This is a genomic window from Streptomyces sp. NPDC002076 (genome assembly GCF_053593835.1).
Map to the genome: position 1 here is coordinate 164148 of NZ_JBSFDI010000003.1, position 20482 is coordinate 184629.

A 20482-nucleotide genomic window follows, 5' to 3' on the forward strand; every position below is an offset into this window, starting at 1 on the left:
GCTCACGAGCCCCTGACCGCTGCTTTGCCGCTCGGGTCGGACGTGCTCGGCAGGTAGTGGGTGCCGTTGCCCGGCGGGGACGCGCTCGGCAGATGGTGGGCGCCGTTGCGCGACGGGGTCTCACGGCGCCGGCCGAAGTGCTGGTGCCGGGGGTTGCGCCCCGGCGGTCGACGTCGGCGGCGCCGGCGCCGGAGGAAGTGCCGGTGCCGGGGGTGTCCCCTGCGGTCGGCGTCGGCCGGAGCACTGGCGCCCCTGGGTCAGCCCCGGCGGTCGGCGACGGCCCAGGAGGCGAGGGCGACGGCGCCGGCGACACCGAGGACGGACGGCCAGGCGCCGACCTTCTTGGCCAGCGGATGGGACCCGGCGAACGCGGCGACGTAAGCGGCCGTGAGCGCACCCGCAGCCTTCCCGCCGGCCTGCGCACGCCACTGCTGAGCGGCGGCGACCCCGGCGACGGCCAGCACGGCCCCACCCAGCTGCCGCTTCTTGGTCCAACGGGCCACGCCATACCCACCGACAAGCCCGGTGGCGGCTACGACTGCACTGGGAACCCTGGCCACGACTGCCTCCTCTTTCTCCACTTTTGCGTTGTCTCTGCGGCCGAGGCTAACGCGCAGGTCAGTCGACTCGACCAACCTGAGTCGAGGCTTGTCAACTTTCCCTCTTGGGGTTATATAAGAAGCCGTAGGGCATCGCATCCCAGTTCCCGTAGAGAGGAGTGACCTGTGATGCTCATGCGCACGGACCCCTTCCGTGAATTCGATCGCCTCACGCAGCAGCTCTTCGGAGAGGCCACGCGCCCGGCCGCGATGCCGATGGACGCCTACCGCTCGGGGGACGACTTCCTGGTCCACTTCGATCTGCCCGGCATCGATCCCGAGTCGATCGAGCTGGACGTCGAGCGCAACGTCCTCAACGTCCGCGCCGAGCGCCGCAACCCGGCCCCCGAGGACGCGGAGATGCTCGTCGCCGAACGCCCCTCGGGCACCTTCACCCGCCAGTTGTTCCTCGGTGACACCCTCGACACGGACCGCATCGACGCGTCGTACGAGGCCGGCGTCCTGACCCTGCGCATCCCGGTGGCCGAAGCGGCCAAGCCACGCCGCATCCAGATCACGGGCGGCGACGTCGGCCGCAAGCAGATCAGCGGCTGACCGCCCGCACGGCGGACAGCCGACGGCACAAGGCGTCCCGGGTGACGAGCGGAACCCGGGACGCGCCGATCCACCGACCCAAGTCCCCTGCATCACGGGGCACGGCCCTGCCCGTGCCCCGACGTGCCCCGGAGGAGGAGCCAGCACGATGACCGTGACGACCTCGCAGCCGAGAACAACGATCCCCACCCCGTCCGCCCTGTCGGCCCGTGATGGCGACGCCGACACCAGGCGCTGGCACGAACTGACGGAGCGGGTGCGCGAGGCGGGTCAGTACACCACGAGGGCGGAGGCGGAACGCGTGACCCGGATAGTCCTCTCAGCCCTCGGCGGCCACGTGACCGGCGACGAACGCGTCGCCCTGGCCCAGTCCCTCCCCCGAGAAGCGGCCCGAGTGATCGCCTCCCAGATCCCCGCGACCCACCCCCTGACGGCAAGGGAGTTCGTGGAGTCGGTGGCGACGCGCATCGAGGGCTCAACCCCCGCGACGGCCCGCTGGGACGTCAGCTCGGTCCTCAGCACCCTGGCGAACTGGGTCGGCGCCCCCCTGACCACCCGCCTCCTCACCCAACTCCCCCCGGGATACGCCCTCCTCTTCGGGCGGGGGGATCTGGCGCCGACGGCTTGCTGATCTTTGATTGTGAAACATTGCAACGCTTGGCGAGCCGGACTTGGGACAGGCCGGCTCGCTTGCGCAGCGTTCGCAGTGTTTCGGCCAGGTCGGCTTTCGACTGCCCTAGCTGCTGAGGATCAAGTGTCAAGGCCCTTCACGTACTCCTCGAAGGGCACCGATTCCGCAAGGGCGATGCGCTGGTACTCCTGGTACGGCACCGGGTCGCCGTCGTACACTTCCCGGCTGATCTGAGTGCCGTCCGGCTCATAGTGCATGAGCACGATCCGAGAATGGTCGAACATCCAGAAGTCCTGCACCCCATCGAGAGGGTTGGGACGATCGGAAACGTCGAGGATGTGGATCGCCTCGCCGGCTTCGACGTTGTGGCGGTAGTGCTCGAACTCGAAGCGAAGGTAGTCCGTGAGGGGCTGAGTGACGATGTGCACTCGCCCGACACTGCGTCCGCTCGCCACGTAAGCCCTGACCCGGTCGAACCAAGGCTGCGTCGCCTCCCGCGTCACCGGCTCCCCGGCCAGGAACCGGCGAACAGCTTCTTCCTCCTGCGGCACACGGTAGACGGGCAGAGTCTCCAGACGCCACCCTCTTTCTGCATGGCATCGAACGTCCTCCGCCAGTCCTCACCATCCAAGAGCACGGACAGCCTCCCTCAGCACCGCCTCTGGGATCTCCACGAGAGCCTCTCCCTCTGGCGGGTCGAAGGCATCCGACGGATTCCCCTGGACCACGAACGACCCTGAGCCGGTCCGGTACACGTTGGGGCAGTCATCGCCCCCGCACTCCCAGTTCCCATTGCCGGTCAGCCGCGTCAGATCCGCACGCGCCATTGTGCCCCCTGTACGACGGGCAGGGCCTGTCCCTCCACCCGAGGATGACGCTAGGTCGGCTCGGCACAGGGCGTCCATGACGACAGGGAAATATTCCCGTAGTGGGGTAATTGATCTAGGAAGCGGGGCTCTGTTCGGCCGTTGGTGCCTTCATCGGCTACCGATGCACTGTCGACCGCGAAGACCCGGTTACTACCCTGCGCCCATGATTCGTGCTGTGGTGTTCGACGTCGGCGAGTGCCTCGTAGACGAAACCAGGGAGTACGGTGCCTGGGCCGACTGGCTCGGCGTGGCCCGCCATACCTTCCACGCCATGTTCGGGGCGGTCATCGCTCAGGGGCGTGACTACCGAGATGTCTTCCAGGAGTTCTGCCCCGGCTTTGACCTGTACGAGGAACGTGAGAGGCGGGCGGCGGCCGGGCGGCCGGAGACCTTCGGCGAAGAGGACCTTTACGAAGACGTCCGGCCTGCGCTGACCACGCTGCGGACGGATGGCATCTGGCTGGGCATCGCAGGCAACCAGACGATCCGGTCCGGCGAGATCCTCCGGGAACTGTTGGCGGACAACGTCGACTCGATCGGAACCTCGGATGACTGGGGCGCCAGCAAGCCAGATCCTGCCTTCTTCCGCTGCGTCGCCGAAGTGGTCCCTTTCAGCAAGGACGAGATCCTGTACGTCGGCGACCGCATCGACAACGACATCCGGCCGGCCGCCGCCGCGGGCATGCACACTGCCTTGGTCCACCGAGGACCATGGGCCACGATCCAGTGGCGCTCGGCGGAAGCCGAGAGGCTCCCGACCTTCAGAATCGAGAGTCTCGCGGAGCTGCCCGGAGTGATCAAGAACTTCAACGCCTCAACGGGCTGACACTCGCCGTCAAGCTACACCGAAGTATTGCGAGATGAAGATCGAGCGCCCGCAACAAACCTCGTCCACGCAGACGCTGAGACAGTGAGACGGAGGCCGCCAGGGCGTTTCGAGTCCCGTATGAGCACACTCCCCGGGACGAAGGCCGTCTCCACGCACTCGGTCGTGTTGCCTCCGCTGTACGACGACTTGAACCAGACGAGGTCGGTATCGCTCTGGTGGCCGTCGGTCATGTATAGCTCCCTGTGGGCGCGGTGGATGAGGCTGGAGTGTCTCCGTCTGGGTGGGGTGCCGCGGCACCTCGGAGCACGGGGCCTCAGTCTTCCAGCAGTCCCCTTCGAAGGGCCCCGGTGAACGCGTGCCAGGCCTGGCCGCTGACGGAGAGCACGGGCCCGCTTCTGTCTTTGGAGTCGCGTATGAGGATACTTTCGGTCATCCGCGCGCATTCAACGCATTCCGTACCGCTGCCCCCGCTGTAAGTCGACGTGAACCAGAAGGGCGCAGACGGTCTGGTCATCAGGACTCCTTGCTTATGCGGGCGATGAGCTCTGCTGAGGATTCCAGGTCGAGCGCCTGGGCGCTCAGATACTCAAACGCCAACCTGTAGCGATCTAGTTCCCCGGGCTTTTCCATGAAGAGCCCGCCGCCGAGGAGATCGACGTAGACCACGTCCAGTTCCCGCTTCGGTCCGCGGAGGACGGCGAAGCTGCCGACGGCGGCTGCGTGGGCGCCCCTTGAGAACGGGAGCACCTGCACGGTGATGTGCGGTCGTTCGCTTAGCGCCCGCAGGTGCCGCAGCTGTTCCTGCATGACTTCGCGTCCGCCCACGATGCGTCGGATGGCGGCCTCGTCGATCACACACCAGATGTGCGGAGGCTCATCGCGGTCAAGGAGCTCTTGCCTCTTCATGCGGATGTCGACCATGTGCTGTACCTCCCGCTCGGGGCAGCCCACTTCGGAAGCGCGGTGGACCGCTTCGGCGTAGGCGCGGGTCTGCAAGAGACCAGGAACGTACATGCAGGCGTAGTGGTCTTCTCGTACGACCTCGTCCTCTAGGGTCAGCATGAGGTTCATGGACTCGGGAATGGGGTCGGCGAGCGAGCGCCACCAGCCCTGGATCTTGGCCGCCTTGGCCAGTTCGACAAGCGCGAGGCGCTCCTCGTCTGAGGCGCCGTATTCACGACAAAGAGCGTCTACCGTCGGCCACTTGACGGTCCCTTCCTTTGTCTCATAGCGGCTGAGCGTTGCCTTTGAAATACCGACCCGGGCGCCCGCCTCTTCAAGGGTTAGGCCTTTGACCTCACGAAGACGTCGGAGGTCCGCGCCGAGCTGGCGCCTACGAGTAGTCGGTCCAACTGCCATGTCCTGACCCTTCGCGTCGATCGGTTAGATCGTCCTGGCTGCCGTAGCGGCACGGCAAGACGGTGTGCGCCGGGGGCGCGTGTGCTCCGCTCGCGCTCCCACGGCCTCAACATGAGAGTTCCATTTTGAGAGTTCCACTGCAACTCTAGGTGCATCGTCAGTTGCAGAGCGCAACGCAGCATCCATGGGAGGGAGTTGACGTGGGGCACAACGAGGCCAGTCCGCCGAGGAAACCGTGGGATCTCCAGTTCACGGCAGAACCTGAGGAAGTGGCGGCTCTCCGACGACTGATGCGCCTTCACCTGGGGCTGTGGGGATTGGAGGACGTCGTGGAGGCGGCACAACTCTGCGTGAGTGAACTCGTCACCAACGTCATCACGCATGTGGGCCTCGGAACCCCGACCACGCTCGCCGTCTCCATGAGCGGCACCCACTTGCGGATCGAGGTGCACGATCCGGACACCCGCGCTCTGCCCGCCTTGCTTGAGGTGGGACTGGCCTCTGAAAGCGGCCGTGGCATGCGACTTGTTGAGTCCATCGCTACCCGCTGGGGCGTTGAGATCGGGACGGATCGGAAGGTGACGTGGTGTGAGATCCCTACCGAGTCGGCCTTGCCCTGCCCTGCGAACGCCAGTCCACGCCTGAGCAGAGCAGAGGGATTGTTGGACCTCTACGAGGCCGAACAGTCGCCACGTGCCGCGAGTGCCGGGGGGCGCAGAATGAGACTGGCCTGTGCGGAGGAAGCAGCGATCAACATCATCGCCGACCTCCTCCACTGGCTTCACGCTCACGGCCGCAATGCAGACGATGTGCTGGACCGGGCTCAAGTGCACTTTGAGGCAGAGACTGACGTTCCGGCGTAACAGGCGGCCGCACTTTCATCCGCTGGAGATCGCGGCCGAGTACGACCACACATCGGCGGGAAGTTCATGCTGCAGATCCCAGGTGATCGCCATGGGTTTGCTGCCGGTGTGCTTCACATAGGTGGCTGGGCCGAGCAGCATCCAAGGCTCGGACTTGCCAATGCTGTTCCGCTTGTAGCGGCGCAGGAACAGCAGGACATGGCTGCCCTGCTGGGCATGCCGCTGATAGCGCAGGCCCGTTGTCGAGTTCTCCGGCGTGGTGCTCTGCGACTCCCAGTGGAAGCGGGTGGGGCTGAGTGCGTAGTCCCTGTAGCGGACCGTGGGTGAAAAGTCCCGCTCGTTCTTCTCCAGGGTGATGAGCAGTGCGTCCGTCTTGATCTCTTCGATCCAACGCACGCCTTGGCCGAAGTCTCGTGGCATCTGTCCGCCCAGCTGTGCCACTCCCAGGGCCGCAAGGATCTCGGAACGGTTGTATGCGCTGTGGACCTTCAGTGGGATGTGGCTGAGTGAGCTGTCCAGAGGGATGGGGTAGTGGTCGGCTTCGTCGAGTATGTAGGACAGGACCTGTCGAAGTTCGTCCCGGACTAGCCGCTGGGTGCGCAACGATTCGAGCCCCTGTTGGTAGCTACTGAAGCCGCCGGCGTTGTCCCACAGGTTGAAAAAGAGCATGCGGGCGTACGCCTGGTCCTTGGGCGACAGCGAGCCGTAGTCGGGGGCGTCATCTTCGAGAAGGCGGAGATAGGCCCGGACCCGGTCGGGGTCGTCTACGTGGAGGAACGCATGAACACGTTTGAGGAGGTCTGCTTCACCTGTCGGGGCTGCCTCCTCGATGAACTCAGCCTTGCGAAGTACCTTGGTCCATGAGTTGTCGCTCTTGTAGAGCTCCCTGATCTCGCGACGGCTCTCGCGCAGGTAGTCGGCCAACCTGGGTGTGCTGTAGCTCTTGGCCTCCTTCGCGAGTGTTGTGATGGTCGCCTTGAGCTGAGTGCGGATGTTGTCGAGGACGAGGTCCTTGGACTTGCCCTCCAGGATGATCTGGCAACCGGAAGGCAGCTGGGGGAAGTCGCGCTCGATGCTGTCCACCAAGCGGTTGCGAGACAGGTTGGTCAGCGCTCGGAACTGCTCCTCGAAGCGGAACTCCGCACGGTGCTGACCGATGAAGTCGAGCACCGTCAGCACTGGCTTGTTCGGTGTACGACGCAGTCCGCGCCCAAGCTGTTGGAGGAACAGCGTTGCGCTGTTAGTGGGGCGCAGGAGGAGCAGGGTGTCGACATCAGGGACGTCGAGTCCCTCGTTGAAGAGGTCGACGGAGAAGATCACCTGAATACGTCCGGCCTTGAGATCCTCCAGCGTGCGTTCACGTACGGCGGGAGCCGAGTCGCTGTCGAGGGCCTTGGCCTTGAAGCCCGTCTCGCGGAAGCACCTGGCCATGAAGTGCGCGTGCGCCTTGGATACGCAGAAGCCCAGCGCGCGCATAGAACCTGGATGCGCGATCTTGTCCTTGACCTGCTTGATGACGATACGAGCTCGCGCGTGGTCGCCTGTGTAGAGATTGCCGAGCTCGTCCCGGTCGTAGGTGCCCGATCGCCACGCAAGGTTGGTCAAGTCGGTGCCGTCTGGGAGTCCGAAGTAGTGGAAGGGGCAGAGTAGGTCGTTTTCGAGTGCTTCCCAGAGCCGAAGCTCGGCGGCGATACGCCCGCCGAAGAACTCGTCCTGAACGTTGAGCCCGTCCATCCGCTCCGGGGTGGCCGTGAGGCCGAGGAGTTCGGTCGGTCTGAAGTGCTCGATCACGCGTCGGTACGTGTTCGCCGTAGCGTGGTGGAACTCGTCGATGACGATGACGTCGAAGTGCTTGGGATCGCACTGCTCTAGGCGTTGGAGGTTGAGCGATTGGACGCTGGCGAAGACATGTGTCCAGTCGCTGGGCTCTTGACCGTTGTAAAGCAACTCGCCAAAGGACGCGTTGTCCAAAACCTCACGATAGGTCCGCAAGGACTGCTTCAGGATCTCCTTGCGATGGGCGACGAAGAGCAGCCGCGGGAGTGCTCCGCCGAACTTGTCGCGCAGGTTCCGATAGTCCAGGGCGGCCATGACGGTCTTGCCGGTGCCGGTAGCCGCAACTAGGAGATTCTGGTGACGGCCGCGGATCTCACGCTCGACACGGAGACGCTCCAACATGTCCTTCTGGTGCGGGAGTGGATGCACTTCCAAGCCGGACAGGCTGATCTTGAGCTCGCCGGCCGACCCGGTACTGCCCGCCTGGGTCAGCGCCTCCGCAAGTCTCTCGCCGTCGCGGACGGGGTCGTACGTCTCGAATGCTGCGTCGGCCCAGTAGGCGTCAAAGGTTGCCTCGAACTTGTCGAGAACTCTGGGAGTGGCGACCGACGACAGCCGGACATTCCACTCCAGGCCGTCGAGCAGTGCCGCCTTTGACAGGTTGGAACTGCCCACGTAGGCCGTGTCGAAGCCGGTGTTGCGTCGGAACAGCCACGCCTTGGCATGTAGACGCGTGGACCGGACTTCGTAGTTGACCTTCACCTCGGCACCGAACTCACGGACTAGGCGGTCCAAGGCGTAGCGATCGGTGGCGCCGATATAGGTGGTCGTGATGACCCGGATCGGGACTCCGCGCTCCCTCGCCGCGCGCAGTGAGTCTTCGAGGACCCGTATGCCGTACCACTTCACGAAAGCGCAGAGCAGGTCGATACGGTCCGCAGTGGCCAGCTCCGCTCGCAACTCTGCCCCCAGGCTGGGATCGTCTGGTGCGTTCGTGATCAACGCCGTCTCGGACAGGGGTGTGAGCGGGCGAATGGCGTAGACGCCTGGCGCTTCAGGCTCGGCAAGTGCGAGCAGTTGCCGGGGGCCGTCAACGATGGCGCCGCCCATTTCGTCCATATCGGGATCCGGAGCGCTGGCGGCCAGCGAGCACATGATTTCGTTGGCGAGGGCAACCTGCTTGCTGTGGGGCAGTTGGCTCAGTCTGAGCCTCACGGCCTCACCGATGTGGTGGGCCAGCACATGCGGGGTGGACTCTTCGCTGACCTCCGCATCGATGGCCTTCCAACCTTGTGCGTCCAACTGCCTCATCTGCGCCTGCAAGCGGCGCGTAACGAGCTGCTCGTACACACCCGAGACGGGTTGTGGCAGATCCCCCGGTTGAGTCATGCGTGTCCCCCCTTGATCCCTCAGACCGCATGACCAGTTGTAACAGGGACCACTGACAAGCCGTGGCAGCTTGCCGACGCTGCTCAACTCGATCGTGCAACGGCAGTGAATCGGTCAAATGGCGATTTGAAAGTGACATGACTGATCGAGCCGCTTCAGTATGTCGGGGTGGGAGAACAAAAGATCGGTCACATCGATGGCATCGCCCCGGGCGCGGAGTTCCACCGGCGGCTGCAGGTGAAGCACAACAACCTCCATCGGGACACGGTGCGTGGCATCTCATGGCTCGATGACGAGGACGGTAGTGAAGTTGCTGACGCCATCGTGCTGCACGGCGGATACGAGGACGATCACGACGACTGGACCACGATCCGGTACACGGGGGCCTCGCCTGACAAGGACAAGGTGAAGGTTGATGGGGTTAAGAGGCTCCTGCGTAGCCAGTCCTGGGAGTATCAGGACAATGCCGCGCTAAAGCGGAGCTATGACCGAGGGCATGTCATTCGGGTCATACGTGGATGGAAGGGTGATTCGAGATACTCGCCGATCAACTGCTACAGGTACGACGGCTTGTACGAGATAACGGATATCCGCACGGCCATCTCAAAGTCACCGGCGCCGGATGGCACACCGATCGAGATCTGCCAGTTTGACCTGAAGCGTCTGCCCGATGAGCTCCAAGATCCAACCTCGGTGGAGCGCCAGATATCCGACCTGCTGGAGCAGCGGGAAGAGCGCCCACAGGAGGAGCTTCCGGAAGAAGATGCGGGGGAAGTGGGGGGTGAAGACGCCGAGGAGGACTCGGACGAGGAGGCACCGGAAGGGGAAAAGTTCCCTGAGACGCGTCGCGCCGAAGTCCAGCGCCTGGTGCGCGACGACGCGGTGATAAGGAACGTCAAGAGGCTCCACGATGGAGAGTGCCAGGCGTGTGGCCTCCGGCTGGTGGGGCCGGGCGGGAAGCCTTACAGCGAAGGTGCCCACATCCGTCCCCTGGGGAAGCCACACAAGGGCCCGGACGTGGAGCCGAACGTCCTATGTCTGTGCCCCAACTGTCATGTGCGACTTGATATCGGTGCCATCGTTATTGACGACGATTGGTCGATCATCGTGCGGGCTGGGGCCTTGGGCGGGAACCTTCGGCCGAAGCTCAAGAGGCACCGGAAGCACAAGATTCACTTGGACTACATTCGCTACCACCGTGAGTGGTGGCTGAGCCGAGTTGACCCCGGCGCTGAGTAGAGCCATTGGGAAGTGGCCGTGGGGTCGCCCGCTTCTCGGCATTGTCGTGCTTCCGCAGCCCGCCTCAAGGGCGCGTCCGTTCCGCTGCGCTTCACTCTCGCGTCGGCTGGCGCCGATGGCCCTTCGGGCCACCCTTGACCCGGGCCGCTCCAGCACGGGGAAGAAGCGAGCGGGCGGCCCGGGGAAGGCGGGGGCCAGGTGGGTAGCCGTTCGGTGGGGTGGATGGGCAGCCGGAATGAGGGGCGCGCCAGCGGCGTGGCGGCGCGCCGGGCTGGGGCAGCGGCTTGCGGTGGTGAGGGTGGGGGTGTGCCGTAGGGCCCCGGCTCTATGCCCCGTGGCACGCCTCATAGGCCTGGGGCGTGCCGCACCAGCACCCCGCCCCCCTCTGCGGCGGCCAAGCCACCGCCCGCCCCCGCGCCGCCAGCGTCGTCGCATACTGCGGCAGCAGCGTGACGTCCTCCGGTGACGACCCCTCCGAGGCGGCGAAGGCCTCGTACGACGGGACCGTCCCCGTCACGATGCCCAGGTTCGCCGTGCCCGAAGACGACAGTTCGCGCAGGGACGACTCTATGGTCGCGAGGTGGGTGTCGTGGGAGGGGTACTCCACGGCAAGGGTCGGGTAGGCCGAGAGGAGTTCCGTCAGCTCACCCGCCGGCCAGTGGAGGATCGCCACCGGGAAGGGGCGGGAGAGGGCCTCTCTGTAGGCGCCCAGTTCGGCCTGGAGGCGGGTGATTTCCGCCTGGAGTTCGGCCGGGTTCTCCGAGCCCAGGGACCAGACGCGTTTGGGGTCGTGGAGTTCGTCCAGGGACACGGACGACGTGTGGAGCTTGTCCGCCAGGGTGTCCCAGGTGTCGTGGGGCACGCCCAGCATGCGGCGGACGCGGTGGCGGCCGTAGAGGAGGGGGTGGGTGGTGGGTGCCGGGTCCGTGTCCTGCGCGGACGGGAGGAGCAGCCGTACCCCCTCCGTGAAGGTCTCCGCCGCGGCCTCCAGCTCGTCGTGCGACTCCAGGGACTCCGCGATGATCACCCAGGGGGCCGGATCGCGGGGAGCGGAGGTGCGCAGGCCCTCGATGATCGCCCTTGCCTCCGCCTCGTGGCCGTACTCCCAGAGGTTCGACGCCTTCAGGGCTCGTACGAGGGCGGGGTTCTCCAGGGCGTCCGTCGTGGACAGCAGGCGGTCGTAGAGCGCGGTGGCCGCGGGGCGGTCGCCGGACAGTTCGAGGTGGGCCGCCGCCCGCAGCAGCAGGGCCTCGGCGTCCTCGGGGTACAGTCCGGCGGTTCGCTCCAGGCGTGCCGCTTCGGCGGTGTGGTCGACGTTCTCGGCAGGCGTGTCGGGGCGCATGGGGGACACCGTACTGCCGAGCGGTGACAGGAGGGAGTAAGGCCAGTTCATTGGCTTCCCGCCGCTCTCCTTACGCCGTCGCTCCGTCCACTTGGAGCGTCTGGATCGACTTCGGTGCGAAGGGGACCGACAGGGTCTTGCCGGAGACGTATGTGTCCGAATGCGGCGTGTAGAGGTCCGCTCCGCCCGTCGTCACCGTGTTCCAGCGGGGGACGAGGCCTCCCGAGCCGCCGGTCACGGAGGAGAAGCGGGACAGGTCGAAGGTCAGGGTCGTCGCCGCCGACGACGTGTTCGCCGCGACTATCACCAGGCGTTTCGCCTGCCTGTCCAGAGCCGCCGCCGCGTAGCTCACCCCGGTGTCCAGGATCGTCATCCCGGGGCGGATGTGGCGGGTGAACTGTGCCAGTACGTAGTACTTCGTCTGCACCGCTCCCGGCTGCAAGGTGCTCGCGTCGTACGCGATCGTCGCCCAGCCCGCGCTCGGGTCCATCACCTGCCAGTACACCCACGCCGTCGGGTGCAGCCAGCGGAAGTCGTAGAGGAGGTTGCCGGCCAGGGTCAGGCCCGTGGCGTCGGCGTCTCCCGTCTCCGAGTTCCACAGGGCCTTGCCCGCCGTCGTCACCACGTCCGTGTAGAGCAGGTCGCGACGGCCGCCCGAGCCCTGGTAGCCGTGGACGTTCACCCGGTCCACATAGCCCTTCGTCGTCGACGAGAAGGAGTTCCAGGTGGTGCGGGCCAGGTCGTAGCTCGTCTCGTCCGACGCGGAGATCTTCGTCGCCGTCAGGCCTCGCTTGTTCAACTCGCTGCGGAGGTAGGGGAGTACGGCGGACTGGACCGTCGCGTCCATGTGGCAGCCCTCCTGGGTGCCCGTCGCCGTCCACCAGGAGGAGGACGGTTCGTTGAAGGCCTCCACCGTCGTGAAGGTCACGCCCCAGTTCTGTTTCGCGTACAGGGCCACCGACGCCAGGTGGGAGGCGTGCTGGCGGTAGTTCCAGGACTGGAGGTTGTTGCCGCCGCCCGAGGCGCCCGAGGGGTTGTGGTTGAGGCACATCCACCACATGGGGGAGTTGGCGAAGAGTTCGCTGACGGCGCCTCGTTGGGTCGCCTTCTGCAGCATCGCGCGCTGCGTCGCGTCCGCCGTCCACTTCCAGGACGACGACGTCGGGTCCTCGTTCGTCCAGTCCTGCCAGTAGCCCTCGATCTGCTTGAAGGACGGGATGTTGGGGGAGGCGACCATGGACTCGCCGCCCACGCTGTTCCAGCTGCACGCGCCCAGGTTGTAACGGGCGATGCTCAGGCCCAGGCCGGGCAGCGCCGTGCCGTCGTACGTCGTCGTCTTCGTCGTGAAGAAGATGTCCGCGAAGTCGTCCCTCGCCCCGAAGATGTTCGCCCACCAGGCCAGCGAGGTGCCCCAGCCTTCCCAAGTGCCGTAGGTGGTCGCCGGGTTGATCGATATCGTCGCGTCCGCCCTCGCCGTGCCCGTGGCCAGGGCGCCGCCCAGGATGCCGCTGCCCGCTGCGGCCAACAGGGTTCTGCGTCGGATCATTGCCTCTCCCGCCTCGCCGTCTGTCCGCTTCTCCGTCTGCCTGCTTCTTTCTGTCTGCTTCTCCGTCTGTCCGCTTCTCCGTTGCGGCTCCGGCAGCAGGAAGCATCGGGGGTGACGGGTGGGGTTGTCGAGGGTTCTGACAGTGGTTCCTCAAACCCGTTGAGAAAGCCGCCGAAGTCGGCGATTCGCTTGCGACTATGGCCAGTTGTGCCCGTTGCGCCTACCCTGCGGGCGGCTCCCGTGGGGGCCCGTGGAGGTGGGTGCGGATGCCGGCATGGTCGGGTGTGCGGGTCGTACGGCACAGCGATCGGCGTCGGCGTGCCCGGCGGCGGCGCGTGCTGTGGGGCGGGGCCGAGGCGCTGGTCACCGTCGGTGTGCTGCTCATGCTGCTGGTCGTGCACCAGCTGTGGTGGACCAACCGGGAGGCCCGGCGCGGTGCCGAGCGGCAGGTGGAGGCGCTGGAGCGGGAGTGGGGGCATGGGGGGTACGGCGCCGGTGGCGCGGCCCCGACGCCCGACGCCACCTCCGGCTCACCATCCACGGCCCCCGCATCGGCCCCGGACGGCTCCGAGTCCCGTGCGCCGCAGCGGTCGTACACGTCCGTCAGTCTGCCCCTGCGGTCCCAGGCGTACGCGGTCCTCACCATCCCCCGGCTGGGGCTGCGTGTGCCCATCGCCGAGGGTGTGAGCAAGGCCGACGTCCTCAACAAGGGGTACGTCGGCCATTACCGGGGGACCCAGCAGCCGGGGCAGGCGGGCAACTTCGCGCTCGCCGGGCACCGGAACACGCACGGCGAGCCGTTCCGGTACCTGCCCCGGCTGCGGCGCGGGGACGACATCGAGGTGGAGACGCGGACGGCGACGTACACGTACGACGTCGACCAGATCCTGCCGCAGACCTCCGCCCTGGACTCGGGGGTCGTCCGGCCGGTCCCGCGCTCGCTCGTCCGGCCCGGGTACGGGTACGACCAGCCCGGTTACTACATCACCCTCACCACCTGCACCCCCGAGTTCACCTCGCGCTACCGGATGGTGGTGTGGGGGAAGCTGGTGTCCATGCGGCCCCGCTAGCGCGGCTGCGCCCGCTCCCGCAGCGCCATCCACTCACCGCTCAAGTGAAAGTGATCACGGCAGCGCCGGTAAGACCAGAACCTGTTCTGGCACAGCACGATGAAGCAGGAAGCCACGGAAGCTCGACCGATGCTCGTGCCGCGTAGCGGCACAACAGCGGCGAGCAGGCCGAAATCTCCCTCCTCCAGGGGGGAGAGCAGGTCACAACGACTTCCTGGTCCACCCACACCCACCTCACCTCGGCATCCCGCGCGCCGTCCTGGCCGCCCGCCTGCAGACCCTGACCGCCGAGGGCATCCTCGAAAGGCGCCGGTACCAGGAGTCGCCACCGCGCGACGAGTACGTCCTCACCGAGCGCGGCATCGCCCTGTGGCCCACCCTGCGCGCCCTCGGACTGTGGGGCCGCGAGCACTTCACCGAGACTCGGCTGCGGTACTTCCGGCACGCGGACTGCGGCACGGAGCTCGGGTCGTACGGCGAATGCCGCGCCTGCGGGGTCGTCGTACCGGTCGAGGACGTGGTCATGGAGCCCGGCCCGGGCCTCGACCCCGACCCGGCGGATCCGGTCAGCCGGGTCCTGCTGAAGCCGAAGCGGCTGCTGGAGCCGCTGGAGACGGAACCGGCGTGACCACAGGCCGTGCTCTGAGCCGGCCGGTCAGGCGGTGCCCGATCCGGCGCCCCTGAGGACGTCGATCCCGGCCTGGTCCGTCGCCTCCGCCCGGCCGCCCAGCCGGTGGACGACCACCCACCGGCCGTCCGCCATGGCTCCGGCGAAGACGGAGGCGTGGCGGGTCGCGCCGTTGTGCCAGAGCAGCGGGCCGGCCGTCTGCCAGGAGGGGGCGGGATCTCCCAGCCGGCGCTCCAGCACCAGCCGGACCAGCAGATCGGCGACCGCACGCGGGGTCGCCCACAGACCGCCCGCCGGAAGGATCGCCCCGTCCATGGTCCAGGGCCTGCGGGTCCTGCCGAGGAACCCGGGAGCCAGCAGGCGCCGGCCGGGGTCGGGACGTGCGCTGACCTCATGCACGTCCAGCGGCCGCAGGACATGCTCGGCGAGCAGCTCCTCGTACGGCGCACCGGCCGCGCCGACCAGTGCCGCGCCCAGGACCGCGTACCCGAGGTTGGAGTACTCCTCCTGCTCTCCCGGCGGCCGGACCACGACCCCGTCCAGCCGCCCGAGCAGCCGCTGCAGCGCGTCGCCGTCGAACGCGGCGTACGGATCGCGGCCCCCGGCGCCGGGCGGAAGGCGCGGCAGCCCGGACGTGTGCTCGGCCAGGTGCCGCAGCGTGATGCCGGTGCGCGGCGCGGCGGGGAGCCAGCGCTCGACGGGATCGTCCACGTCGAGCAGGCCCGCGGCGGCCATGCGCATGAGCGCCGTACCGGTGAGCACCTTGGTGAAGGAGCCGATCTCGACGAACCGGTCCACGCTGTGACCGTGGTCTACCCGCGCGGGAGACGTGTCGGTCAGGACGCAGGTGGGAGTGCGCGGCATGCGGGGCCCTTTCCGGTGCCGGGTCGGCTCTGCCTGTATCCGGCGCTGCCTGTATTCGGCTCTACTTGTCTTCGGCTCTACCTGTATAAAGGGCAAACAGGCAACGGAGGTTGAGACCGTGGGAGGGGGAAGCCAAGTGGTCCGCAGTCTCGCGCGGTCGCGTGCGCTCGCCCCGCTGCTGCTTCTGCTCCTGCCGCTCATGCTGCTCGACACCGGCAACCTCTCCGCGACCGTGGCGCTCGCCGCGACCGCGGCGGCCGGGGCAGCGTTCACCGCCTGCGCGCTGATCGCCGCCCGCTGTGCGCCCGCCGTCCCGCCCACCCGCGTGCGTACGGCGATCCGCGACCGGGCCCGGCGTACGGCCTTCCTGCCGCAGCGCGATCCCGACGCGCCCGGCCGGCGCCGGCCCAGGGCACCCGGGCACGCCCTTCCGGCGACCGCCGCGTAGGGCACGTCTCTCCTTCGCACACGTGACCCGCGCGGGTCGTCATGCCGCTCTGTTCACTTCCGGCACGACGAGACCCCCGGAGGGCTCACCCATGTCCTTCTCCTCCGTCTTCACCGTCTTCGCCCGTCTGGTCGAGCAGCTCGCCGACCTGCTCCAGCCGCTCTTCCACGCCTCCGCGGCCGCCGCCGCGATCGTCCTGTTCACCGCGCTCGTACGACTCCTCGTCCACCCGCTGTCCCGCGCCGCCGCCCGCGGCCGGCGCGCCCGCGCCGCACTGCAGCCGCGCATCGCCGAGCTGCGCGAGAAGCACCACAGGGACCCGCAGCGGCTGCAGCAGGCGGTGCTCGAACTGCACGCCGAGGAAAAGGTGTCACCGCTGTCCGGCTGTCTGCCCAGCCTGCTCCAGCTGCCCGCCTTCTTCCTCCTCTACCACCTCTTCTCCAGCTCCACGATCGGCGGTGCGAGCAACGGGCTGCTCCGCCACCGGCTGTTCGCGGCGCCGCTGGGCGGGCGCTGGGCCGACGCCCTCGCCGGCGGTGGGATGTTCGGGCCGGCGGGGCTGGTCTATCTCGGGCTCTTCGCGATCGTCGCGGTCATCGCCACCTTCAACTGCCTCCGTACCAAGCGGATGATGGCGGCCGATCCCTTCGCGGCGGGCGCGGCGGGCGCGAAGGGCGGCGAGCAGGTGCCGGGGCTCGGCGCGGTCAACAAGGTCATGCCGTTCATGTCCTTCTTCACGCTCGTCACCGTGGCGGTCGTACCGCTGGCCGCCGCGCTGTACGTCGTCACCAGCACGGCCTGGACCGCGGTGGAACGGGCCGCGCTGTACCAGTAGCAGGCGCGGTTACGGTCCAGTACGTGAACAAGGTCTTGCGGACTGGACCGACCGATTGGAGGATCGACCAGTCCTCCGATGGCTGCACCCATCGGTCCGGGCGTCCGCGATCGAGGGAGATTGTGACCATGAAGCTGCTGCGAGTGGGTACGGCAGGGGCCGAGCGGCCCGCGCTGCTCGACGCCGAGGGGACGCTGCGGGACCTGTCGGGCCTCGTGGCCGACATCGACGGCGCGCTCCTCGCCGACGAGGCCGCGCTCGACCGGGTGCGGGCGGCGGCCGAGTCCGGTGAGCTGCCCGCGCTGGACGCGACGGGGCTCCGCATCGGGCCGCCGCTCGGCCGCATCGGGAAGATCGTGTGCATCGGGCTCAACTACCACGACCACGCCCGCGAGACCGGCGCCGAACCGCCCGCCGAGCCGGTGGTCTTCTTCAAGGCGCCGGACACGGTGGTCGGGCCGAACGACACGGTGCTCGTCCCGAGGGGCTCGGCCAAGACCGACTGGGAGGTGGAGCTGGCGGTCGTCATCGGACGTACGGCCCGCTATCTGTCGTCGGCCGAGGAGGCGCTCGCGCATGTCGCGGGGTACGCGGTGGCCCATGACGTGTCCGAGCGGGAGTTCCAGATCGAGCGCGGTGGCACCTGGGACAAGGGCAAGAACTGCGAGACGTTCAATCCGCTGGGGCCGTGGCTGGTGACGGCCGACGAGGTCGCCGACCCGCAGGATCTGTCGCTGAGGCTGTGGGTCAACGGGGAGTTGAAGCAGGACGGTACGACAGCCGAGCAGATCTTTCCCGTGGCGGAGGTCGTGCGGTATGTCAGCCAGTTCATGACGCTGTATCCCGGGGACGTCATCAATACGGGGACGCCGGCGGGGGTGGCCATGGGGCGGCCCGAGCCGAAGCCCTATCTGCGGGCCGGGGATGTGGTCGAGCTGGAGATTCCTGGGCTCGGGCGGCAGCGGCAGGAGCTCAAAGACGCCTAAGGGGGTGAGGGCTGCGCGAGTTCGGCGGGTGCGGGTCGTCCGTGGTTTCTCGCGCAGTTCCTCGCGCCCCTCGGGGCGCCTGAGCTCACCCCAAGAGAGAAGCCAGGCGGCGCCACTGCTCCCTCGGGAGGGTGTTCCTGTCGCCGCCTGACACCACCTGGAGGGCCACGTGGTCCGCGCCCGCCTCGTGGAAGGTGTCGATGCGGTCCCGGATGCGGCTGTCGTCGCCCCAGGCGAAGACGGCGTCGACCAGGCGGTCGCTGCCGCCGTCGGCCAGGTCGTCCTCGGTGAAGCCGTGCCGGAGGAAGTTGTTGGTGTAGTTCGGCAGGGCGAGGTACATCGCGAGGGTGTCGCGGGCGAGGGAACGGGCACGGGCCGGGTCGCTCTCCAGGACGACCTTCAGTTCCGGGGCGAGCAGCGGGTCGGCGCCGAGGATCTCGCGGGCGTGCGCGGTGTGCTCGGGCGTGACCAGGTACGGCACCGCGCCCGCCGCCCGGTCGCGGGACAGCTCCAGGACCTTCGGGCCGAGGGCGGCCAGCACCCGGCGGTCGGCGGGCGCCCCGGCCTTGTCCAGGGCGTCGAGATAGGCGACCAGGGCCGAGTACGGCCGGCGGTACTGGTCGGCGAGCTTGGCGTGGCTCACGCCGAGGCCGAGCAGGAAGCGGCCGGGGTGTGCCGCGTCGACCTCGGCGAAGGCGGCGGCGCTGGTCTCGGCGTCGTACTGCCAGATGCTCTGGATGCTGGTGCCGACGGTGAGCCGGTCGGTCGCCTCCAGCAGGGGTACGGCGTGCCGGGCGGCGCTGCTGCCGCCCAGCCAGGCGGCGCCGAAGCCGAGCTCCTCCAACTCGGCAGCCGCCTCGCCCAGTTCACCGCGCCGGGAGGGGTCCTCCGCACGCAGGCCGATGCTCCAGATGCCGTACCGGCCGATCCTGTCCTTCAAGGTGCTCACGGTGCTCATGGGGCTGTCCCTCCGGGTGGGGCCGTGATCATCACGTCTGCAGCCATTCCCAACCGGAGGGATCCGTCACGTAATCCCGGCGGGTGTCACACCTTCAGGAACTGCTCCAGCGCCTCCACCACGAACCTGTGGTCCTGGAGCTGGGGCAGCCCGGAGACGGTCACCGCGCCGATGACGCCCACGTTCTCGACGTTGATCGGGAACGAGCCGCCGTGGGCCGCGTAGGTGTCGGGGTCGAGGCGGGAGGAGTCCTCGAACGTCGTGCCCTTGGCGCGGAAGCGGGCGCCGACCAGATAGGAGGAGGCGCCGTAGCGCTCCACCACCCGGCGCTTGCGGGCGATCCAGAAGTCGTTGTCGGGGGTGGAGCCCGGCAGGGCCGCGTGGAAGAGCTGCCGGCCGGCGCGGTGGATGTCGACGGCGACCGGGGCCTGGCGCTCCCGGGCCAGTTCGACCAGCAGCGAGCCGAGGGCCCAGGCGTCGTCGTACGTGAACCGCGGGAAGACCAGGCGGCGTTCCTGGGCCTCCAACTCCTCCACGGACGGGGTGAGTTCGGGGGTGGTCCTGGGGGTGATCTGCGGGTGGTGCTGGGGGTGCTGCTGGTGTGGCATCAGAGGGTCACCGTCACCTTGTCCGTGGCCGACTTGCGGGCCGCTTCCAGTACGTCGAGGGCGGCGGCCGCCTCCAGGGCGGTCACCGGGTTGGGGCCGGCGCCGGCCAGGGCGCGGGCGACGGCCGTGTAGTAGGCGGGGTAGTCGCCGGGGAGCGTCGGTACGGGGGTGCCGCCGCCGGTCAGCGGGGACTCTCCGGCGCCGATACGGCCGTACAGGGACTCGGGCTCCGCGCCCCACCGGGGGCCGGGGCGCAGGCCCTCGCGCAGGGCCGCCTCCTGCGGGTCGAGGCCGTACTTCACATAGCCCGCCTGCGAGCCCAGCACCCGGAAGCGGGGGCCGAGCTGGGCGGTCGTCGCGGAGACGTAGAGGTGGGAGCGGACGCCGTTCGCGTGCGTGAGCGCGATGAAGGTGTCGTCGTCGGTCTCGGCGCCGGGGCGGCGGAGGTCCGTCTCGGCGTAGACCTCGGTGACCGGGCCGAAGAGGACCAGCGCCTGGTCGACGACATGGCTGCCGAGGTCGTAGAGCAGACCTCCGATCTCTGCCGGGTCGCCGGACTCGCGCCAGCCGCCCTTGGGCTGGGGGCGCCAGCGCTCGAAGCGGGACTCGAAGCGCCATACGTCACCCAGGTCTCCCTGGGAGATCAGCTTGCGGAGGGTCAGGAAGTCGTTGTCCCAGCGGCGGTTCTGGAAGACCGACAGGAGCAGTCCGCGCTCCTCGGCGAGGGCGGCGAGGTCGCGGGCCTCGGCCGCGGTGCCGGCCAGCGGCTTGTCCACGACGACCGGCAGGCCCGCCTTCAGGGCGGCGGTGGCGAGCGGGACGTGCGTCTTGTTCGGGGAGGCGATGACGACCAGGTCCAGCTCGTCCGCGCGGTCGAACAGGTCCTCGGGGCCGGCGGCGAGCGTCACGTCCGGGAACTCGGCGCGGGCCTGCTGCTGCCGCTCCGGGTTGGAGGTGACCACGGTGTCCAGGGCGAGGCCCTCGGTGGCGGCGATCAGCGGGGCGTGGAAGACGGAGCCGGCGAGGCCGTAGCCGATCAGGCCGACGCGGAGAGGGGTGGCGGTCGTGCGCCCTGTCATGGATCCCAT

At 68.1% G+C, this 20482-nt stretch carries 22 protein-coding genes and 2 pseudogenes; 10 read left to right on the forward strand and 14 right to left on the reverse strand.

Going from position 1 to position 20482, the window contains the following annotated elements:
- Positions 1-257 precede the first annotated feature (257 nt).
- Positions 258-560 (reverse strand): hypothetical protein, encoded by a 303-nt coding sequence (locus tag ACWCQS_RS07960; RefSeq protein ID WP_323374794.1) that lies wholly within the window; start codon positions 558-560, stop codon positions 258-260.
- A gap of 168 nt (positions 561-728) precedes the next feature.
- On the opposite strand from ACWCQS_RS07960, the gene ACWCQS_RS07965 reads away from it, so the two are divergent.
- Positions 729-1154, forward strand: a complete 426-nt coding sequence (locus tag ACWCQS_RS07965; protein ID WP_451003640.1) for an Hsp20/alpha crystallin family protein — start codon at positions 729-731, stop codon at positions 1152-1154.
- A 148-nt stretch (positions 1155-1302) separates the two neighbouring features.
- Entirely contained in the window at positions 1303-1785 is a 483-nt protein-coding gene (locus ACWCQS_RS07970; protein WP_451003641.1) for a DUF2267 domain-containing protein, read from the forward strand.
- On the opposite strand, the gene ACWCQS_RS07975 is transcribed toward ACWCQS_RS07970, so the two are convergent.
- The 3 genes and pseudogenes from ACWCQS_RS07975 to ACWCQS_RS07985 form a co-directional block, all read right to left on the reverse strand.
- A complete protein-coding gene (locus ACWCQS_RS07975; protein ID WP_451003642.1) occupies positions 1718-1915 on the reverse strand; it encodes a helix-turn-helix domain-containing protein in 198 nt (65 codons plus the stop codon). The genes ACWCQS_RS07970 and ACWCQS_RS07975 overlap by 68 nt on opposite strands.
- Positions 1905-2422: pseudogene (locus tag ACWCQS_RS07980) on the reverse strand (DUF6879 family protein). Before ACWCQS_RS07980 ends, ACWCQS_RS07975 begins: the two are co-directional and overlap by 11 nt.
- Positions 2406-2612, reverse strand: coding sequence for a hypothetical protein (locus ACWCQS_RS07985; RefSeq protein WP_451003643.1), 207 nt, complete (start codon positions 2610-2612; stop codon positions 2406-2408). Before ACWCQS_RS07985 ends, ACWCQS_RS07980 begins: the two are co-directional and overlap by 17 nt.
- 205 nt (positions 2613-2817) lie before the next feature.
- Between ACWCQS_RS07985 and ACWCQS_RS07990 the strand changes: the two genes are divergently transcribed.
- Positions 2818-3480: an HAD family hydrolase gene (locus ACWCQS_RS07990; protein ID WP_451003644.1), complete on the forward strand. Its 663-nt coding sequence runs from the start codon at positions 2818-2820 to the stop codon at positions 3478-3480.
- A 14-nt stretch (positions 3481-3494) separates the two neighbouring features.
- Here the strand turns inward: ACWCQS_RS07990 and ACWCQS_RS07995 are convergent, their stop codons facing one another.
- The 3 genes from ACWCQS_RS07995 to ACWCQS_RS08005 form a co-directional block, all read right to left on the reverse strand.
- The gene (locus ACWCQS_RS07995; RefSeq protein WP_451003645.1) at positions 3495-3713 is read right to left on the reverse strand and encodes a DUF397 domain-containing protein; all 219 of its coding nucleotides are present in this window, start codon (positions 3711-3713) and stop codon (positions 3495-3497) included.
- 83 nt (positions 3714-3796) lie between these two features.
- Positions 3797-3997 carry a DUF397 domain-containing protein gene (locus ACWCQS_RS08000; protein WP_451003646.1) on the reverse strand — a complete coding sequence of 67 codons (201 nt, stop codon included), beginning with the start codon at positions 3995-3997 and terminating at the stop codon, positions 3797-3799.
- On the reverse strand, positions 3997-4842 hold the full coding sequence (locus ACWCQS_RS08005) for a helix-turn-helix domain-containing protein (RefSeq protein ID WP_451003647.1): 846 nt from the start codon (positions 4840-4842) through the stop codon (positions 3997-3999). The genes ACWCQS_RS08000 and ACWCQS_RS08005 overlap by 1 nt, the downstream gene beginning before the upstream one ends.
- Before the next feature lie 200 nt (positions 4843-5042).
- On the opposite strand from ACWCQS_RS08005, the gene ACWCQS_RS08010 reads away from it, so the two are divergent.
- Positions 5043-5705, forward strand: a complete 663-nt coding sequence (locus ACWCQS_RS08010) for an ATP-binding protein (protein WP_451003648.1) — start codon at positions 5043-5045, stop codon at positions 5703-5705.
- 15 nt (positions 5706-5720) lie between these two features.
- Here the strand turns inward: ACWCQS_RS08010 and ACWCQS_RS08015 are convergent, their stop codons facing one another.
- Positions 5721-8870, reverse strand: a complete 3150-nt coding sequence (locus ACWCQS_RS08015; RefSeq protein ID WP_451003649.1) for a DUF3427 domain-containing protein — start codon at positions 8868-8870, stop codon at positions 5721-5723.
- 168 nt (positions 8871-9038) lie between these two features.
- Here ACWCQS_RS08015 and ACWCQS_RS08020 point away from each other — a divergent pair, with 168 nt between their 5' ends.
- Entirely contained in the window at positions 9039-10109 is a 1071-nt protein-coding gene (locus ACWCQS_RS08020) for a YDG/SRA domain-containing protein (protein ID WP_451003650.1), read from the forward strand.
- 325 nt (positions 10110-10434) lie between these two features.
- Here ACWCQS_RS08020 and ACWCQS_RS08025 read toward each other — a convergent pair whose 3' ends face one another.
- Complete coding sequence (locus ACWCQS_RS08025; RefSeq protein WP_451003651.1) at positions 10435-11451, reverse strand: hypothetical protein; 1017 nt, start codon at positions 11449-11451, stop codon at positions 10435-10437.
- A 70-nt stretch (positions 11452-11521) separates the two neighbouring features.
- Positions 11522-12997, reverse strand: a complete 1476-nt coding sequence (locus ACWCQS_RS08030; protein WP_451003652.1) for a beta-1,6-galactanase — start codon at positions 12995-12997, stop codon at positions 11522-11524.
- A 266-nt stretch (positions 12998-13263) separates the two neighbouring features.
- Here ACWCQS_RS08030 and ACWCQS_RS08035 point away from each other — a divergent pair, with 266 nt between their 5' ends.
- Entirely contained in the window at positions 13264-14067 is an 804-nt protein-coding gene (locus ACWCQS_RS08035) for a class E sortase (protein ID WP_451003653.1), read from the forward strand.
- Positions 14068-14269: 202 nt separating this feature from the next.
- Positions 14270-14695 (forward strand): annotated as a pseudogene (locus ACWCQS_RS08040) (winged helix-turn-helix transcriptional regulator); the annotation flags it as partial.
- A 27-nt stretch (positions 14696-14722) separates the two neighbouring features.
- Here ACWCQS_RS08040 and ACWCQS_RS08045 read toward each other — a convergent pair.
- Positions 14723-15559, reverse strand: a complete 837-nt coding sequence (locus ACWCQS_RS08045) for a serine hydrolase domain-containing protein (RefSeq protein ID WP_451003654.1) — start codon at positions 15557-15559, stop codon at positions 14723-14725.
- A gap of 136 nt (positions 15560-15695) precedes the next feature.
- On the opposite strand from ACWCQS_RS08045, the gene ACWCQS_RS08050 reads away from it, so the two are divergent.
- The 3 genes from ACWCQS_RS08050 (at position 15696) to ACWCQS_RS08060 (ending at position 17828) form a co-directional block, all read left to right on the forward strand.
- Positions 15696-16007, forward strand: coding sequence for a DUF6412 domain-containing protein (locus ACWCQS_RS08050; RefSeq protein WP_451003655.1), 312 nt, complete (start codon positions 15696-15698; stop codon positions 16005-16007).
- Positions 16008-16098: 91 nt separating this feature from the next.
- On the forward strand, positions 16099-16842 hold the full coding sequence (locus ACWCQS_RS08055; protein ID WP_451003656.1) for a YidC/Oxa1 family membrane protein insertase: 744 nt from the start codon (positions 16099-16101) through the stop codon (positions 16840-16842).
- A gap of 128 nt (positions 16843-16970) precedes the next feature.
- Entirely contained in the window at positions 16971-17828 is an 858-nt protein-coding gene (locus ACWCQS_RS08060) for a fumarylacetoacetate hydrolase family protein (protein WP_450985433.1), read from the forward strand.
- Positions 17829-17913: 85 nt separating this feature from the next.
- Here the strand turns inward: ACWCQS_RS08060 and ACWCQS_RS08065 are convergent, their stop codons facing one another.
- The 3 genes from ACWCQS_RS08065 to ACWCQS_RS08075 form a co-directional block, all read right to left on the reverse strand.
- A complete protein-coding gene (locus tag ACWCQS_RS08065; RefSeq protein ID WP_451003657.1) occupies positions 17914-18786 on the reverse strand; it encodes an LLM class F420-dependent oxidoreductase in 873 nt (290 codons plus the stop codon).
- A gap of 86 nt (positions 18787-18872) precedes the next feature.
- Positions 18873-19394, reverse strand: coding sequence for a heme-degrading domain-containing protein (locus ACWCQS_RS08070; RefSeq protein WP_451003658.1), 522 nt, complete (start codon positions 19392-19394; stop codon positions 18873-18875).
- Positions 19394-20473 (reverse strand): Gfo/Idh/MocA family protein, encoded by a 1080-nt coding sequence (locus tag ACWCQS_RS08075; protein WP_451003659.1) that lies wholly within the window; start codon positions 20471-20473, stop codon positions 19394-19396. Before ACWCQS_RS08075 ends, ACWCQS_RS08070 begins: the two co-directional genes overlap by 1 nt.
- Positions 20474-20482 lie beyond the last annotated feature (9 nt).

Excerpts from the sequence above, each read along its gene's own strand:
- ACWCQS_RS07990 (WP_451003644.1), top strand. The coding sequence starts at position 2,818 with ATGATTCGTGCTGTGGTGTTCGACGTCGGCGAGTGCCTCGTAGACGAA.
- ACWCQS_RS08025 (WP_451003651.1), bottom strand. The coding sequence starts at position 11,451 with ATGCGCCCCGACACGCCTGCCGAGAACGTCGACCACACCGCCGAAGCG.
- ACWCQS_RS07985 (WP_451003643.1), bottom strand. The coding sequence starts at position 2,612 with ATGGCGCGTGCGGATCTGACGCGGCTGACCGGCAATGGGAACTGGGAG.
- ACWCQS_RS08030 (WP_451003652.1), bottom strand. The coding sequence starts at position 12,997 with ATGATCCGACGCAGAACCCTGTTGGCCGCAGCGGGCAGCGGCATCCTG.
- ACWCQS_RS07970 (WP_451003641.1), top strand. The coding sequence starts at position 1,303 with ATGACCGTGACGACCTCGCAGCCGAGAACAACGATCCCCACCCCGTCC.
- ACWCQS_RS08015 (WP_451003649.1), bottom strand. The coding sequence starts at position 8,870 with ATGACTCAACCGGGGGATCTGCCACAACCCGTCTCGGGTGTGTACGAG.
- ACWCQS_RS07995 (WP_451003645.1), bottom strand. The coding sequence starts at position 3,713 with ATGACCGACGGCCACCAGAGCGATACCGACCTCGTCTGGTTCAAGTCG.
- ACWCQS_RS08060 (WP_450985433.1), top strand. The coding sequence starts at position 16,971 with ATGAAGCTGCTGCGAGTGGGTACGGCAGGGGCCGAGCGGCCCGCGCTG.
- ACWCQS_RS08045 (WP_451003654.1), bottom strand. The coding sequence starts at position 15,559 with ATGCCGCGCACTCCCACCTGCGTCCTGACCGACACGTCTCCCGCGCGG.
- ACWCQS_RS08075 (WP_451003659.1), bottom strand. The coding sequence starts at position 20,473 with ATGACAGGGCGCACGACCGCCACCCCTCTCCGCGTCGGCCTGATCGGC.
- ACWCQS_RS08055 (WP_451003656.1), top strand. The coding sequence starts at position 16,099 with ATGTCCTTCTCCTCCGTCTTCACCGTCTTCGCCCGTCTGGTCGAGCAG.
- ACWCQS_RS07965 (WP_451003640.1), top strand. The coding sequence starts at position 729 with ATGCTCATGCGCACGGACCCCTTCCGTGAATTCGATCGCCTCACGCAG.
- ACWCQS_RS08065 (WP_451003657.1), bottom strand. The coding sequence starts at position 18,786 with ATGAGCACCGTGAGCACCTTGAAGGACAGGATCGGCCGGTACGGCATC.
- ACWCQS_RS08070 (WP_451003658.1), bottom strand. The coding sequence starts at position 19,394 with ATGCCACACCAGCAGCACCCCCAGCACCACCCGCAGATCACCCCCAGG.
- ACWCQS_RS08035 (WP_451003653.1), top strand. The coding sequence starts at position 13,264 with ATGCCGGCATGGTCGGGTGTGCGGGTCGTACGGCACAGCGATCGGCGT.
- ACWCQS_RS08000 (WP_451003646.1), bottom strand. The coding sequence starts at position 3,997 with ATGACCAGACCGTCTGCGCCCTTCTGGTTCACGTCGACTTACAGCGGG.
- ACWCQS_RS08005 (WP_451003647.1), bottom strand. The coding sequence starts at position 4,842 with ATGGCAGTTGGACCGACTACTCGTAGGCGCCAGCTCGGCGCGGACCTC.